General features: G+C 74.8%; 11 protein-coding genes and 1 pseudogene. 4 read left to right on the top strand and 8 right to left on the bottom strand.

The features are described from left to right. Window positions 1-17 precede the first annotated feature (17 nt). On the top strand, window positions 18-1,619 hold the full coding sequence (locus tag ABT015_RS06020; RefSeq protein WP_350877194.1) for a DUF5691 domain-containing protein: 1,602 nt from the start codon (window positions 18-20) through the stop codon (window positions 1,617-1,619). Between the two features lie 89 nt (window positions 1,620-1,708). On the opposite strand, the gene icmB is transcribed toward ABT015_RS06020, so the two are convergent. Beyond that, window positions 1,709-2,116, bottom strand: a complete 408-nt coding sequence (gene icmB / locus ABT015_RS06015) for a coenzyme B12-dependent isobutyryl CoA mutase small subunit (protein ID WP_063351339.1) — start codon at window positions 2,114-2,116, stop codon at window positions 1,709-1,711. A gap of 381 nt (window positions 2,117-2,497) precedes the next feature. Here icmB and ABT015_RS06010 point away from each other — a divergent pair, with 381 nt between their 5' ends. Further along, on the top strand, window positions 2,498-3,337 hold the full coding sequence (locus ABT015_RS06010; RefSeq protein ID WP_350877191.1) for a M23 family metallopeptidase: 840 nt from the start codon (window positions 2,498-2,500) through the stop codon (window positions 3,335-3,337). A 6-nt stretch (window positions 3,338-3,343) separates the two neighbouring features. Here the strand turns inward: ABT015_RS06010 and pcrA are convergent, their stop codons facing one another. The 3 genes from pcrA to ABT015_RS05995 form a co-directional block, all read right to left on the bottom strand. Then, window positions 3,344-5,971: a DNA helicase PcrA gene (pcrA, locus tag ABT015_RS06005; RefSeq protein WP_350877189.1), complete on the bottom strand. Its 2,628-nt coding sequence runs from the start codon at window positions 5,969-5,971 to the stop codon at window positions 3,344-3,346. A gap of 106 nt (window positions 5,972-6,077) precedes the next feature. Next, complete coding sequence (locus tag ABT015_RS06000) at window positions 6,078-6,755, bottom strand: LuxR C-terminal-related transcriptional regulator (protein ID WP_350877187.1); 678 nt, start codon at window positions 6,753-6,755, stop codon at window positions 6,078-6,080. Continuing rightward, window positions 6,748-8,205, bottom strand: a complete 1,458-nt coding sequence (locus ABT015_RS05995) for a PspC domain-containing protein (RefSeq protein ID WP_502897265.1) — start codon at window positions 8,203-8,205, stop codon at window positions 6,748-6,750. The genes ABT015_RS06000 and ABT015_RS05995 overlap by 8 nt, the downstream gene beginning before the upstream one ends. A 134-nt stretch (window positions 8,206-8,339) precedes the next feature. Here ABT015_RS05995 and ABT015_RS05990 point away from each other — a divergent pair, with 134 nt between their 5' ends. Together ABT015_RS05990 and ABT015_RS05985 are read left to right on the top strand one after the other, a co-directional pair. After that, window positions 8,340-9,773, top strand: a complete 1,434-nt coding sequence (locus tag ABT015_RS05990) for a PspC domain-containing protein (protein WP_350877185.1) — start codon at window positions 8,340-8,342, stop codon at window positions 9,771-9,773. Then, a complete protein-coding gene (locus ABT015_RS05985; RefSeq protein ID WP_350877183.1) occupies window positions 9,770-9,979 on the top strand; it encodes a hypothetical protein in 210 nt (69 codons plus the stop codon). Before ABT015_RS05990 ends, ABT015_RS05985 begins: the two co-directional genes overlap by 4 nt. Window positions 9,980-10,011: 32 nt before the next feature. Here ABT015_RS05985 and ABT015_RS05980 read toward each other — a convergent pair whose 3' ends face one another. The 4 genes and pseudogenes from ABT015_RS05980 to ABT015_RS05965 form a co-directional block, all read right to left on the bottom strand. Beyond that, a complete protein-coding gene (locus ABT015_RS05980; protein WP_350877402.1) occupies window positions 10,012-10,296 on the bottom strand; it encodes a Rieske (2Fe-2S) protein in 285 nt (94 codons plus the stop codon). A 213-nt stretch (window positions 10,297-10,509) separates the two neighbouring features. Further along, window positions 10,510-11,049, bottom strand: a pseudogene (locus tag ABT015_RS05975) (DoxX family membrane protein); the annotation flags it as partial. A gap of 193 nt (window positions 11,050-11,242) precedes the next feature. Next, window positions 11,243-12,838, bottom strand: coding sequence for a glutamine-hydrolyzing GMP synthase (gene guaA, locus ABT015_RS05970; protein ID WP_350877181.1), 1,596 nt, complete (start codon window positions 12,836-12,838; stop codon window positions 11,243-11,245). A gap of 1,074 nt (window positions 12,839-13,912) precedes the next feature. Beyond that, on the bottom strand, window positions 13,913-15,400 hold the full coding sequence (locus ABT015_RS05965) for a hypothetical protein (protein WP_350877179.1): 1,488 nt from the start codon (window positions 15,398-15,400) through the stop codon (window positions 13,913-13,915). Between the last annotated feature and the right edge of the window lie 165 nt (window positions 15,401-15,565).

The raw sequence follows: 15,565 nt of genomic DNA, 5'->3' as shown, positions 1-15,565 counted from the left end.
AGTCAGGAGCATCGAAGATGACGATCCCCCAGGACCCGTGGGAGACCCTGCACACCACCGCCCTGCTCGGCACCGACCGCCGTCCGCTCCCGGCCACCACCCTGCCGCTCGCCGACACCGTCGACCAGGCCGACCCGGCCACCGCGCTGCTGGAGCTGGCCGCCCTCGCCACCGTCCGCCGCCGGGCCGGCGCCCTGCCCGTCCCCGCCGCCGGACCGCCCGGCCCGCCCGCGCCCGAGGACGGGCGCCCCGAGCTGCCCGCGGCGGCCGCCCGCCGGCTCGCCGTCCTGCTGGCCGGCCGGTCCGGCGGCAGCGGCGGCGCCGCCCTGGCCAACCTCGCCGAACTGCTCCCGCAGTGGCTCGCCACCGCCCGCGCCCGGGGCCTGCGCCCGCCCGGCGCACTGATACCCGGCCTGCTCGACGCCGCCCGCGCCCGCAGCGAACTGCGCTCCGACGCCGTCGCGCTGGCCGGACCGCTGGGCCGCTGGCTGGCCGAACAGAACCCCGACTGGCGCTTCGTGCTGCGCACCGCCACCCCCGATCCGGCCGAGCAGCCCGGCGGGCCCGTCGACCACCAGCTGTGGCACGAGGGCCTGTTCGCCGAACGGGTCACCCACCTCACCCTGCTGCGCCGCCGCGATCCGGCCGCCGGCCTGGAGCTGCTGAGCGGTACCTGGTCCACCGAGCGCGCAGAGGACCGCCTGCTCTTCCTGGACTCCCTCCAGGACGGCCTCTCCGCCGCCGACGAACCCTTCCTGGAGGCCGCCCTCGGCGACCGCAGCAAGAACGTCCGCGCCACCGCCGCCGAACTGCTCTCCACCCTGCCCGGCTCGGCCCTCGCCCGGCGGATGGCCGAGCGGGCAGGGGCCGCCGTCCGCCTCGCCGCGGCCGGGACGCACCTGCTGGTCACCCCGCCCGCCGAGTGCGACGCGGCCATGCAGCGCGACGGCATACCGCTCAAGTCCCCCACCGGGCGCGGCGAACGGGCCTGGTGGTTCGGCGAGGTGATCGCCGCCGCACCGCTACGGCTCTGGCCCGAGAGCACCGGCCTGACACCCGAGCAGCTGCTCGCCCTGCGGGTCGGCGACAGCATCGACGAGACCAGCAGCAGCTGGGCCGACGACCTGCGCGAGGCCTGGGCGCGCGCCGCCGTCCGCCAGCACGACGCCGACTGGGCCCGGGCGCTGCTCGGCCCGGCACCCGCACCGCCCACCCGCGGCGCCGGACGGGCCCGCGCGCCCCGCGTCACCGGCGCCCCCGCCAAGCTGCTGGCCGTCCTCCCCGCCGAGGAACGGGCCGCCTGGACGGCCGCGTTCATCGAGGTGCACGGCCTGGGCGAGGCCTTCCAACTGCTCGGCGCCTGCGGCACACCGTGGACGCCGCCGCTGTCCACCGCCGTGGCGACGGCCCTGGCCCGCGCCGCCGGCTCCGGCGCGTACCCGTGGAGCCACAGCGGGGTGCTCGGGATGACGGAACGCGCGCTCGCCCCGGAGACGGCGGCCGCCGTGGAGGAGCTGGCCGCCGGGGCCGCGCCCGACTCCGCCTGGTCGGAGACCTTCGCCCGGCTGGCCGGGACGCTGCGCTTCCGGGCCGCGATGCTCGCCGAACTCGGCGCCTGACGCCCACTCCCGAAGCGACGGGACGGCGGAACGACGGGACGGGCCGGCCCCGCCGAAGCCTGGGGCCGGCCCGTCCCGCGCCGTCAACCTCAGCCGGCCGCCCGCAGGTTGGCCGCGACCCAGGCCACGACGTCCCGGGTGGACGTGCCCGGGGTGAAGATGTCCGCGACGCCCATCGCCTTGAGCTCGGCGATGTCGTCGTCCGGGATGATCCCGCCGCAGAAGACCTTGATGTCCGCCGCGTCGCGCTCCTTCAACAGCTCCAGCACCCGCGCGCACAGCGTCATGTGGGCACCGGAGAGGATCGACAGCCCGATGCCGTCCGCGTCCTCCTGGATCGCGGTGTCGACGACCTGCTCGGGCGTCTGGTGCAGCCCGGTGTAGATGACCTCCATACCGGCGTCGCGCAGGGCGCGCGCAATGACCTTGGCGCCACGGTCGTGACCGTCGAGCCCCGGCTTGGCGACCACCACACGGATCGGCCCCGACACACTCATGACTGCCTCCTGGACCTCGTCGTCCACCATCCGACCGGACCTCGCGGGCCACGGGTGCGGTTAACGGTCAATAACCAACCTGAGGGGAGGTTAGCGCCACCCGGCCCGGTTGGCCGCGCCACCTCCCAAGAGGAGGGCAAAGTCACAGCCCCCGGCCTTGCTACCAGTGGGTATACCCGTCCACCCGTCCACCGCACAGACCCCCGGCCGACCTCTTGACAACCGGAGGTTTTTCCGGGGCGTCGGCCTTGCGGATACAGTCTCGGCTGTTTTCTCCCCGCTTCCCCGGTACCGCTTCTCCCCGCCGCTTTCCCCGCCGCTCCCCCTGCCGCTCCCCCTGCCCGACGACGCGCCCCAGGCCCACCGAGGAGGCAGCCCCCGATGGCTCCCGACGCAGCCGCCCGCCCGACCCGTGCGGAGCTGCGCCTCGCCGCCCGCGAGCAGTCCCGCGCCCAGCGCCGCGGCGCCGCCAAGGCCGCCACCAGAACCGCGCTGCTGCGGGTCGCGCTGCCGTCGGTGGCCGCGCTCGGGGTCGCCGCCGCGGCGGCCGTCACCGTACAGGGCGAGGCCGATCAGCACGCCCAGGCGGCCGGCCGGACGGCACGGTCGGCGGTCGACGCCCCGGGCACCCAGAACAGCCCGAACGGCCCGGACAACCCGGCCGACGGCGGCGCCGAGGCCGCCAAGGCGGCCGCCCGGCAGGCGGTCGCGGCCGGCGACCCGGCCCAGGCCTCCCGCGGTGACGCCCGCCGGCCGCTGGCCGGCGCCCAGCCCGCCGACGCCCAGGGCACCCCGGACGCGCAGCCGAGCGCCGAGCCCGTCAAGCCCAAGGTGGTCATGCCGGTCGCCCGGCACGGCCTCGGCGAGCTGTTCGGCGAGGCCGGCACCCACTGGGCCAACCGCCACACCGGCATCGACTTCCCGGTGGACGGCGGTTCCGAGGTGATGGCCGTCACCGACGGCACGATCCGCACGCAGTGGAACCCGTCGTACGGCTACATGACGGTGCTGAAGATGTCCGACGGCACCGAGGCCTGGTACTGCCACCTGCGGGCGTACAAGGTCCGCAAGGGGCCGGTGAAGCAGGGCGACGTCATCGCCTTCGTCGGCAGCAGCGGCAACAGCACCGGGCCGCACCTGCACTTCGAGATCCGCCCGGCCGGCAGCGGGCCGGTCGACCCGCTGCCGTGGTTCCTCTCGAACGGGCTCGACCCCCGCTAGGGCGCGCTAGAGCTTCTCCACCGGCGCGTAGCGCAGCAGCAGTTGCTTGCGGCCCTCCGAACCGAAGTCGACCGTGGCCTGCGCCCGGTCGCCGACGCCGGTGACGCCCACCACCGTGCCCAGCCCGAAGGTGTCGTGGGTGACCCGGTCCCCGACCGCGAGCGAGACGGCGTCCCGCTCCACGACCTGGCCCCCGCGCCGCGCCGACTGACCCCAGCCCGCCTTGGGCTTCGACGAGGCCGAGGAGCCCGAGGAACCCGACGAGGAGCGCGAACCGCCGCCCCCGGACGAGGACTTGCCCCAGGACGACCCCGAGGAGAAGCCGCGCGCGGCCGGCGCCTGCGCCGCCCCCGTCCGCTTCCACTCCACCAGGTCCTCCGGGATCTCCTCCAGGAACCGCGAGGCCGGGTTGTACGCGGGCTGCCCCCAGGCGCTGCGCAGCACCGAGCGGGTCAGGTAGAGCCGCTGCCGCGCCCGGGTGAGCCCCACGTAGGCGAGCCGCCGCTCCTCCTCCAGCTCCTTGACCTGGTTGAGCGCCCGCATGTGCGGGAAGATCCCGTCCTCCATGCCGGTCAGGAAGACCACCGGGAACTCCAGGCCCTTGGCGGTGTGCAGGGTCATCATCGTGATGACGCCCCGGCCCTCCTCGTCGTCCGGGATCTGGTCGGAGTCGGCGACGAGCGCGACCCGCTCCAGGAAGTCGGGGAGCGAGCCGACCGGCGGGGTGCCCTCCTCGTCGGCGTCGGGCCGCTCGCCCGGGTCCTGCTCGTACTCCAGGGCGACGGAGGCGAGTTCCTGGAGGTTCTCCACCCGGGTCTCGTCCTGCGGGTCGGTGGAGGCCTGGAGTTCGGCCAGGTAGCCGGTCTCCTCCAGGACGGCCTCCAGCACCGCGGCCGGGCCCGCGCCCGACTCGACGACCTGCCGCAGCCCGGCCATCAGGACGTTGAACTTCTTCACCGCGTTGGCCGAGCGCGCGGCCATCCCGTACGCCTCGTCGACGCGCAGCAGCGCCTGGGCGAAGGAGATCCGCTCCCGCGCGGCCAGCGCGTCGACCATCGCCTCGGCCCGCTCGCCGATGCCGCGCTTGGGCACGTTGAGGATCCGGCGCAGCGGCACGGTGTCCTCCGGGTTGGAGAGCACCCGCAGGTACGCCAGGACGTCCCGGACCTCCTTGCGCTCGTAGAAGCGCACCCCGCCGACCACCTTGTACGGCAGGCCGACCCGGATGAACACCTCCTCGAACACGCGGGACTGGGCGTTCGTCCGGTAGAAGATCGCGACGTCACCGGGCTTGGCGTCGCCCGCGTCGGTGAGCCGGTCGATCTCGTCGGCGATGAACTGGGCCTCGCCGTGCTCGTCGTCCGCGACGTAGCCGACGACCTTCTCGCCGTGCTCGCCGGCCGTCCAGAGCTTCTTCTCGCGCCGGTTGGCGTTGCGCTCGATGACGGCGTTGGCGGCGCTCAGGATGGTCTGCGTGGAGCGGTAGTTCTGCTCCAGCAGGATCGTGGTCGCGTTCGGGTAGTCCTCCTCGAACTGGAGGATGTTGCGGATCGTCGCGCCTCGGAAGGCGTAGATCGACTGGTCCGCGTCACCGACGACGCACAACTCGGCCGGCGGCACCTCGGACAGGCGCCCGGCGGCCGGGTTCACGAACTCCCCGTCCACGGTGCGCTTCGGCGCGGCCGCGACGGATCCGCCGCTCAGCTCGCGGACGAGCATGTACTGGGCGTGGTTGGTGTCCTGGTACTCGTCGACCAGGATGTGCCGGAACCGGCGCCGGTAGTGCTCCGCGACGTCGGGGAAGGCCTGGAGCAGGTTCACCGTCGTCATGATGATGTCGTCGAAGTCGAGCGCGTTGGCCTCGCGCAGGCGCCGCTGGTAGAGCGTGTACGCCTCGGCGAGCTTCTTCTCCATCGGGTTGGCGGCCTGGTCGGCGAAGGTCTCCTCGTCGATCAGCTCGTTCTTCAGGTTGCTGATCTTCGCGGTGAAGGACTTCGGCGGGAACTGCTTCGGGTCCAGGTCGAGGTCGCGGCAGACCAGCGACATCAGCCGCTGCGAGTCGGCCGAGTCGTAGATCGAGAAGCTGGAGGTGAAGCCCAGCACCTTGGACTCGCGGCGCAGGATCCGCACGCACGCGCTGTGGAAGGTGGACACCCACATCGCCCGGGCCCGCGGACCGACCAGCGCCTCGACGCGCTCGCGCATCTCGCCGGCGGCCTTGTTGGTGAAGGTGATCGCCAGGATCTCGCCCGGCTGCACGCCGCGGGCGCCCAGCAGGTGGGCGATCCGGTGGGTCAGCACCCGGGTCTTGCCGGAGCCGGCGCCGGCCACGATGAGCAGCGGCGAGCCCGCGTGCAGCACCGCCTCGCGCTGCGGGTCGTTCATGCCCTCCAGCAACTGCGCCGGATCCACCACCGTGCGGGCGGCGCCGTTGCGGTACCAGGCGTCCCGCGCGGTCTCGGCGGCATGGTCGGTCTGGAACAGCCCCTCCGGGATGGCCTCCTCGTAGGCCTCGTACGGGGCGTCGTCCTCGTACGGCGGGGGCTCCTCGTCGAGGGGCACGGCGGGCTGCTTCGACCCGGCGGCGGGTGCCTCGAAACCGGGGAGCGGGAGGTCGTCAAAGAGGCTACTCATGGCACTCCGAGTCTATGGCCACCCACCGACAAGCCCGCCCGGCCCGGAGAAACCGGACCGGACGGGCTCGCGACCGGGGCGCACGACCAGGGCGCGCGACCGGGGCTCAGACCAGACGGCGGGCGGTGGCCCAGCGGGTCAGTTCGTGCCGGTTGCTCAGCTGGAGCTTGCGCAGGACGGCGGAGACGTGGCTCTCGACCGTCTTCACCGAGATGAAGAGCTGCTTGGCGATCTCCTTGTACGCGTAGCCGCGCGCGATCAGCCGGAGCACCTCGCGCTCGCGCTGGGTGAGGCGGTCCAGGTCCTCGTCGACCGGCGGGGTGTCGGTGGCGGCGAAGGCGTCCAGGACGAAGCCGGCCAGCCGGGGCGAGAACACCGCGTCGCCGTCGGCGATCCGGAAGATCGCGTTGACCAGGTCGGTGCCGGTGATGGTCTTGGTGACGTAGCCGCGCGCGCCGCCGCGGATGACGCCGATCACGTCGTCGGCGGCGTCCGACACCGACAGGGCGAGGAACTTGACCCCGCCCTGCTCGCCCATCACGCCGGCCGAGCGGCGCAGCACCTCGACACCGCCGCCGCCGGGCAGGTGGACGTCGAGCAGCACCACGTCCGGCCGGGTCTCGGCGACGACCCGGACCGCCGACTCGACGTCGTCGGCCTCGCCGACCACGTCGATGCCGGTCGCCTCGGTGCGGCCGATCTCGGCCCGGACCCCGGTGCGGAACATCCGGTGGTCGTCCACCAGGACGACTCTCGCGGTGCGCTCCGGCGCTGCCTCAGTCATTCGTTCTCTCCATCTCCAGCTCGACCTCGGTCCCGCCGTCCGGCGCGGGCCGCACCCGTGCGGTGCCGCCGTTGCGCTTCATGCGGCCGATGATCGACTCCCGTACGCCCATCCGGTCCTCGGGCACCGTGTCGGGGTCGAAGCCGGGACCGTGGTCGCGGACGAACACCGACACCGTCTTCCCCTCCACCTCGGCGTAGACCTGGACCGGTCCCCCGCCACCGTACTTGGCCGCGTTGACGGTCGCCTCCCTCGCAGCCTGCATCTGGGCCGCGATCCGCTCGTCCATCGGGCAGTCGCCGACGATCACGACCTCGACCGGGACGCCGTGCCGGTCCTCGACCTCGGCGACGACGGCGCGCAGGCTCTCCGCCATGGTGTCGGGCGCGGCCTCGGCGGCGGCCTCCGGGCGGTACAGCCACAGCCGCAGCTCGCGCTCCTGGGCCCGGGCCAGCCGCAGCACCTCCTTGGGGTCCTCGGCCCGACGCTGGATCAGGGTCAGGGTGTGCAGCACCGAGTCGTGGACGTGCGCGGCGATCTCGGCCCGCTCCTGGGCGCGGATGCGCGCGGTGCGCTCGGCACCGAGGTCCTGCCACAGGCGCAGCCCGTACGGCCCGAGCAGCACCAGCACCCCGGCGAGCACCGCGAGCGACGCCTCGACCACCGAGCCGAGCGTCGAGCCGCTGCCCTGCATGACGAGGAAGGCGATGGTGCCGGCCACCACGAGCAGCACGCCGGCGCCGACCCGGGTGTAGGCGCCGCGCCGCTTGTCGCCCTCCTCCAGGCCGAACCAGCGCTGCCAGCGCGAGTCGTCGGCCTGCCGCCAGACCAGCGCGACGCCGACGCCGATCGCCAGCAGCGGCCAGGTGTACGGCTTGGCGGTCTGCAGGCCGAGCGCGTTGAGCAGGGCGGTGATGCCGATCACCATCATCACCAGGGCCGCGAGCTGGCCGAGGCCGCCCTGCCCGGTCTTGCCGCCCGCGTCGTCCTCCCCCTCCGCGGGGGCCGCGGCCGGCTCGCCCTGGAGGGCGTGCTGGAGCAGTTCGCGCAGCCGGCCGAGCCAGCCGCCGCGGCCCTTGCTCAGCGCGCCGCCCGGCTGCTGCCCCGACCCGGTCGGGACGAAGGTGCCGTTGACGTACACCCAGTGGGCGGCGCCGCGCTGCGCGGGCTCGCCGATGCCGATCGGCACCACGAACCAGAACGCCGCGTACAGCAGGGTGCCGATCCCCTGCGCGAAGAACAGCAGCACGAACGCGAGCCGCACCCACCGCACCGGGAGCCCGAGGTGCACCGAGAGCCCCTGCGCGACGCCGCCGAGCATCCGCCGCTGCGGGCTGCGGTAGAGCCGGCGGTACGGCGGCCGTCCGCCGTCGGGCGCGGTCGGGTCGGTGCCGCCCGCCGGCACGGCGTCGGGGGCGAGGGATCGGGGGTCGGAACCGGGTGCTGCCACGCCACCGATGGTTCCACGCCCGCGCACGCGGACGCATCAGGGTGTGCCCCTGACCCCTTCTCAGGGACAAGTCAGGGTCCGGGCAGGGCTCGCACCGGTTGGGCCGGCCCGGGGCAGCCGGGAGGATGGTGCCCATGACCGACGACCACCGCATCCAGGAGACCGGGCCCACCGCCCCGCCGGAACCGGACCGCCCCCCGCTGACCAGGACCGAGCACCACCGCGTGGTGGCCGGCGTCTGCGGCGGCCTCGGGCGGCACCTGGACATCGACCCGGTGGTCTTCCGGGTGGTCACCGTGGTGCTCTGCCTCTCCGGCGGCCTCGGGCTGTTCCTGTACGGCCTGGCCTGGCTGATCGTCCCCACCGAGCCGGTGCCGGACGGCCGGGGCGGCACCCGGCACGGGCGCACCGAACTCCAGCGGGTGCTCACCGGCCGGGTGGACGGCCAGTCGGTCGGCGCGGTGCTGCTGGCCGTGATCGGCACCGGGGTGTTCTTCTCCTCGATGGGCCAGGACGACCAGCTGTTCCCGCTGCTGCTGCTCGCCGGCCTGGTCTTCCTGGCGGTGCGCTACGACCCGGACCGCCGCCGCGGCCGGCGGCGCCGGCGCCGCGGCGGCCCGTACGACCGCCACTACCCCGACGGGGACCAGTACGGCCCGTACCCGTGGTCCGGGCCGGAGGACGACGAGGCCGCCCGCGCCCGGCACGCGGCCGAGCGCGCCGCCGGAACGGTGCCCGCCGACTCCCCCGCCCCGGGCCCGACCGGCTACCTGTGGGACCCGCGCCACCCCGAGCGCAACCCGTACGGCGCCGGCCCCACCCCGCCGTTCGGCACCCCGGTGCCGCCGGCCGGCGGCCCGGCCCAGCCCTGGTGGCAGCGCGCCGACCTGCCCGCGGGCGACCCGCTGCGCAAGGACGGCCCGCCCGGCCGGCCCCGGCCCGCCGCCGTCCGGCACCCCCGGGAGCGGTCCGCGCTCGGCTTCTTCGGCCTGCTGCTGGCGATCGGCGCGGGTGCCGCGGTCTGGTCCGTCTCGGCCGGCCACACCGACGCCACCGTGCTGAGCGCGACCGTACTGGCCACCGCGCTGCTGGTGATCGGCCTGACGCTGCTGCTCGGCGCGAAGTTCGGCCGGGCCCGCAAGCTCGCGGTGACGGGCCTGCTGCTCACCCTGGCGCTGGTCTTCGTCGGCCACTCCCCGAACTCCATGCGCAACGCCGTCGGCCAGCGCGACTTCACCGTCGTCACCTCGGCCGAGCTCCACCCCCGGTACTCCCTGGGGGCCGGCCAGCTCCGGCTGGACCTGAGCAGGCTCGACCCGGCCGGGAGCACCCTCACCAGCAAGGTCGAACTCGGCGCCGGCGAGCTGACCGTCATCCTGCCGCCGGACGTGACGGTGAACCTGGTGGCCCAGGTGGGCCTCGGCGACGTCTCCACCCCCGGTGAGCGCAACAACGGCACCGGCCGCCACACCTACCTGCTGTCACCCGGCAGCGGCCATCCGTCCAAGGGCACATTCGATCTCGAACTCGCGGTCGGGATCGGCAACATCAAGGTGGTCCAGCAGTGAGGAAGCACCGGCTCGACCTGTTCTCGCTGATCGCGGGGGCGCTGTTCAGCACGATCGCGGTGGTCTACCTGGTCGCGGCGCTCAACGACCAGGCGGTGAACGGCCGGGTCGTCATCCCGGTCACCTTCATCGTGCTCGGCCTCGGCGGCCTGGCCGGCGCGGTCGCGGCGGTCGCCCGGCGCGGCCGCACCGACCACCGGGACTGACCCCCGGAAACCGCCCTGGCCCGAGACCGGGCTCAGCTCCGCAGCGGCCCGAGGTTCAGCTTGTCGCCGTCCTGGGTGACGGTGTACTTCGGCAGCGGCTTGACCGCCGGCCCGTTGACCACCGCGCCGGTCGCGGCGTCGAACCGGGAACCGTGGCAGGGGCAGTACAGCTGGCCGTTCTTCGGGGCGTCGACCGCGCAGCCGGAGTGGGTGCACACCGCGGACAGGCCGCAGTACTGGCCCGCCTTGGGCTGCACGATGTAGACGGCGTCCCCGGTGGCCGGGTCCTTGACCTGGGCCGAGCCGCCGACCGGCACGCTCGCGGCGGCCACCGAGGGGGCCGGTCCGGACTGCGCCGGGGTGGTGGCCGGGGCCGCGGACTGCTGGGGCGCGGAGTGCTTGGCCCGGCCGAAGGTGCGGGTGAGCGAGCCGGTGAGCAGTCCGGCGCCGCCGATCGCGACGGCGGCGATCCCGCCGTCCACCAGCGCCCGGCGCCTGACGCGGTCCTCGCCCAGTCCGCGCCCCCGGTCCCGGCCGGCCCGCCGGGCGAGGTAGCCGTCCACCGACAGGTCCGGGGTGCCGGCCAGCAGCAGCGGCGTCCAGGCCATCAGGTAGCCGAGGTCGTTGCCCAGGTAGTAGGGCGAGACGCTCCAGCTGATGGACAGCCAGAGGCTGAGGTTGATCAGCGCGCCGCCGAGCGCCGCGACCCGGCCCCAGAGGCCGAGCAGGGTGCCGAGGCCGACCGCCAGCTCACCGAAGGCGACGGCGAGCGCGAACAGGGTGGGCGCGTCCAGGGCGGCGCCGAGCAGGAAGGAGATCGGGCTGCCGCCCCTGGCCGCCTGGGCCTGCGAGACGAACGACGCCGGGTCGGCCGCCCCGGCCAGGTAGTGCGCGTCGGACAGTTTGTCGAGGGCGGCGTACACGAAGGTGACGCCGAGGAAGAGCCGCAGCGGCAGCAGCGCGTACCGGGACGCGGACGCCCTCCACTGCGCCGCCCGGTCGGCCAGGCCGGCCGCTCCCCCCTCGCCCGCTTCCCCGTCACCCGCCACGGAGTTGCCAGCCTCCGACATCGCTCACACCTTCCCTCGCGGCCCGCCACTCCCTGACAGGTCCGGTCCGCATTCTGCCCGCTCCCGATCGCTTTCGGTGGGAGGTCCCCACCCGGGCGGCGACCGCCCCACCGCGAACGGCCGCGCCGCCGCTCCCTGGTACGGGAACGACGGCACGGCCGTTCAGCAGCGGCTCAGCGGCCGGCGGGAGGGGTCACTCCCACTCGATGGTGCCCGGCGGCTTGCTGGTGACGTCGACGACGACGCGGTTCACATCGCGGACCTCGTTGGTGATCCGGGTGGAGATCTTGGCCAGCACGTCGTACGGCAGGCGCGACCAGTCCGCGGTCATGGCGTCCTCGGACGAGACCGGGCGCAGCACGATCGGGTGACCGTAGGTGCGGCCGTCGCCCTGCACGCCCACGCTGCGCACGTCGGCGAGCAGCACGACCGGGCACTGCCAGATCTCGCGGTCCAGGCCGGCCGCGGTCAGCTCCTCGCGGGCGATCGCGTCGGCGTCGCGGAGCAGGTCCAGCCGCTCCTGGGTGACCTCGCCGACGATCCGGATGCCCAGGCCCGGGCCCGGGAACGGCTGGCGCTGGACGATCTCCTCCGGCAGGCCGAGCTCCTGGCCGACCATCCGGACCTCGTCCTTGAACAGCTTGCGCAGCGGCTCGACCAGCTGGAACTGGAGGTCCTCGGGCAGGCCGCCGACGTTGTGGTGGGACTTGATGTTGGCGGTGCCGGTGCCGCCGCCGGACTCCACCACGTCCGGGTACAGGGTGCCCTGGACCAGGAAGTCGACCGACTCGCCGTGCTCGCCGGCCTCGGCGACGATCTCGGCCTGGGCCTGCTCGAAGACCCGGATGAACTCCCGGCCGATGATCTTGCGCTTCTCCTCGGGGTCGGTGACCCCCTTCAGCGCGTTCAGGAAGCGCTCCGCGGCGTCGACGACCTTCAGCTGCACGCCGGTGGCCGCGACGAAGTCCTTCTCGACCTGCTCGGTCTCGCCCTTGCGCATCAGGCCGTGGTCGACGTACACGCAGGTCAGCTTGGAGCCGATGGCCTTGTTGACCAGGGCCGCCGCGACCGCGGAGTCCACGCCGCCGGAGAGGCCGCAGATCGCGCGCTTCTCGCCGACCTGGGCGCGGATCAGCGCGACCTGCTCCTCGACCACGCTGCCGGTGGTCCAGGTCGGGGCGATGCCGGCGCCGCGGTAGAGGAAGTGCTCCAGGATCTGCTGGCCGTGGTCGGAGTGCAGCACCTCGGGGTGGTACTGGACGCCGTAGAGGCGGGCCTCGTCGTTCTCGAAGGCCGCGACCGGGACCACCGCGGTGGACGCGGTGACGGTGAAGCCCTCCGGGGCGGCGGAGCAGGCGTCGCCGTGCGACATCCACACCGAGTGCTCCGCCGGAACGCCCTCGAACAGGGTGGAGCCGGTGCGGCTGACGGTCAGCGGGGTGCGGCCGTACTCGCGGGCGCCGGTGTTGTCGACCGTGCCACCGAGGGTCTTGGCCATCAGCTGGAAGCCGTAGCACATGCCGAAGACCGGGACCCCGGCCTCGAAGATCGCGCGGTCGAGCTGCGGCGCACCCTCTTCGTAGACCGACGACGGACCGCCGGAGAGGATGATCGCCTTCGGGTTCTTGGCGAGCATCTCGGCGACCGGCATGCTGCTCGGCACGATCTCGCTGTAGACCCGCGCCTCACGCACCCGACGGGCGATGAGCTGGGCGTACTGGGCGCCGAAGTCGACCACCAGGACGGTGTCGTTGTCCGGCGCGGACTGGACGGGAATTGCAGAGGACACAGACGGCCTTCCGGCAGCGGTACGAGAGGTGTCACACCGAACCGCTTCCCCGGCGGGGGCCGCGGCGGCGACGGGTGGGGGTGTCTGGACACCGATTCTACCGGGCTGTCCGGTTTCACTCGTCTGCCCGTCCAAACGACCGTGACCGGACGGGGCCGCCTTTCGTTGCTTCAGACGACCGTACGACCGCGCCGCGCCCGCCAGACGCGCCGCCTTCGCCCCGGCCAGGGGCGCCGCCGTACGGACTGCAGGACCACGCGTGGAGCTTCATCCCAGTCCACCGGCGCATGTGGCACCGCCGCCCCGGCCCCGCCGGGAGCGCGGTGCCGTGGGACCGTGCGCGGGTGCCGCGGCCGGACAGCAGGGGACAGCGACCCCGGCCGCGACTGGACCGAGAGGTGGGGCGGCCGGTCCCCGGGGACGCCCGGGCCGGTCGTCGCACCCCCCGCCGCGAGCCGGGCACACCCGGGCGCACACCCTTTCCCGTCCCGCGCCGCTACGCGCGTCCCCGTGCGCCGCAGCCACCCACACCGCTACGCACCGTGATCATCGACGCCTCGCGTCGGCACCTGCCCGCAACCGCCCGACGGGGCGGAACGGGGCCCGCACCCATGCCCGGCCCACACCGGGGAGTCGGCACCCGCACCAAATGCGCTGGGCCGAACTATGCCGAATCGGTTGCAGAGCAAGCCCTTCGTCCAGCACGATGCTGCGTGGAAGCGGTTCTCCCGGCGGCCGGAAGGCTCACCGCGGAGACCCCGACCGCTGCCGCTGCACTGGGCGACAGCCCCGTACGCCACCTCACGCTCCGTGAGCGAAGGCCCGGCGCAGACCTGCGCGCCGACCCGCCGCACCGCGAGCGTGCGCGCCCCGCGCCACCGGCCACCCACGCCGGCCCGCGACGGCGCGGCCCCTGAGCCGACCGACCCGACGGCGCCCCTCCCCCGGCGCCGTCACCCCCAGCACCGGCGCAGCCCTGACGCCGCGTGCTGAGCGACAAAGGGCCCCGTTCCCCCGCGGGGCCCTTTGCCCTGTCCGGGCCGCTCACGGCTGCCCGGCTCACGGCTGCCCGGCTCAGGGCTGCTTGCGCCAGACGCTCGGATCGACCGGCTCCTCGGCCGGCGCCCCGGGCGGAGGCACCAGCGGCACGTCGTCCGAGCCGACCACGTCGCCCACCCCCGCCCCGGAGGCGTACGGCTGCGGCTCCGGCCCGGCCTCGTACGGCGCCCCCGGCGACGGCACCGCACCGTACGGCACCGCACCGTACGGGGGCGCGCCGTAGGCGTCCTCGCGGGCCACCGCGCCCCGGCCGCGGACGGCCGCCAGCAGCGGCGGCACCAGCAGCGCGCCGATCGCCGCCCAGACCAGGTCGGCCACCAGCACGCTGGCGAAGCCCAGGTCGATCGAGGTGTCCCGGGACAGCGCGGTCCGGTTCGCGAAGGTGTCCCACCCCGCGACCGCCGAGGGCGTCGAGGTCGTCATCAGCGCGCCGCCCACCGCCATCAGCGCGGTGAGCGCCACGGCGTGGACGGCCGCCAGCCGGAGCCGGTCGGCCGCGTCCAGCCGCCGCCGGTACGCCGACCAGCCGAGGACGGCCGCCGTGGCGAGGGCCAGCAGGCCGGTCCAGCGCCAGTCGGCGGTCTGGCCGTGCAGGTCGAAGAAGGAGAGCTCCATGCTGTCGGGGGTGTCCTGCCAGGCGCCGCCGATCGCGACCGCGGCGTCGCTCGCCCCGCCGCTCGCCCCGCTGAACGCCTGCAAGGTCGCCCCCGAGCCCAGGCCGAGCAGGCCCAGGCCGAGGTTGGGCAGGAAGGCCGCCGAGACCGGGGTCTGCCAGCCCTCGTCGCTGTTGACGGCGACCAGCACGAAGCCCGTCACCGAGGCCAGGCCCAGTGACAGTGCCAGCGCCCGGCCGGCCGTGAGCGCGGCGACCGCCCAGCCGCGCACCGCCCGGCTGCGCCAGGCGGCCCAGCGCAGCGCGTCGGTGCCGTGGACGGCGAAGGCCGTCAGCGCGGCGAGCAGGGCGGTCCAGCCGACCGCCTCCGGCCAGCCGGAGTCCACGGTGTACGTCACCCCGAGGGCGCGGCCGACGAGGCCGGTGCGCTGCGGCTCCCAGGACGCCCCGCCGGCCAACCCGAGCAGCGCGGTCACCGCCGCCAGGACCACCGCGGTGCGCAGCGCCTCGCCCGCGGCCTGGGCCCGGGTGAGCTGGAGGCCGGCGGCCCGGCGGCGGCGCGCCGCGGTCCGCAGGCCGAGCCAGAGCGCCAGCGCCCACAGCACGGTGACCGTCAGCGGCACCGCCCGGAGCAGCGCGTCCATGCCCTGCGCGTCGCCGCGTCGCAGCGCGCTGGTGTACCCGAGCTTGAACGGCGCGCCGAGCGCGCTCAGCGCCATCGACAGGGCGGCGCCGAAGCGCTCGCCGAACCCGGGCGCCCGGACCAGGTAGGCGTACCGGTAGTCGCTCGGGACCGCCACGATCAGCGCCGCCAGCAGCAGCACGGCGGTCGGGGCGGCGGCGACCAGGAGCGCCGGGCGCCAGTCCGCGCCGAGCAGCCGGCTCAGCACGGACGGCCGACCGGCCCGCGGGTCGTGCGGCCGCCCGGCGCCCCAACTGCCCAGCGTGGGCGGCCCGGCGGGCTGCGGGTGGCCCGGGCCGTACCCGGGCGGCGGACCGTAGCCGGGCGGCGGAGGCGGGTACCCGGGCGCGGCGGACGGCGAACCGTACGCCGG

It is taken from the genome of Kitasatospora sp. NPDC094016, assembly GCF_040304045.1.
Classification (GTDB): domain Bacteria; phylum Actinomycetota; class Actinomycetes; order Streptomycetales; family Streptomycetaceae; genus Kitasatospora.
The sequence above is the reverse complement of the archived record's forward strand: the minus strand, read 5'-3'. Positions and strand labels throughout refer to the sequence as shown.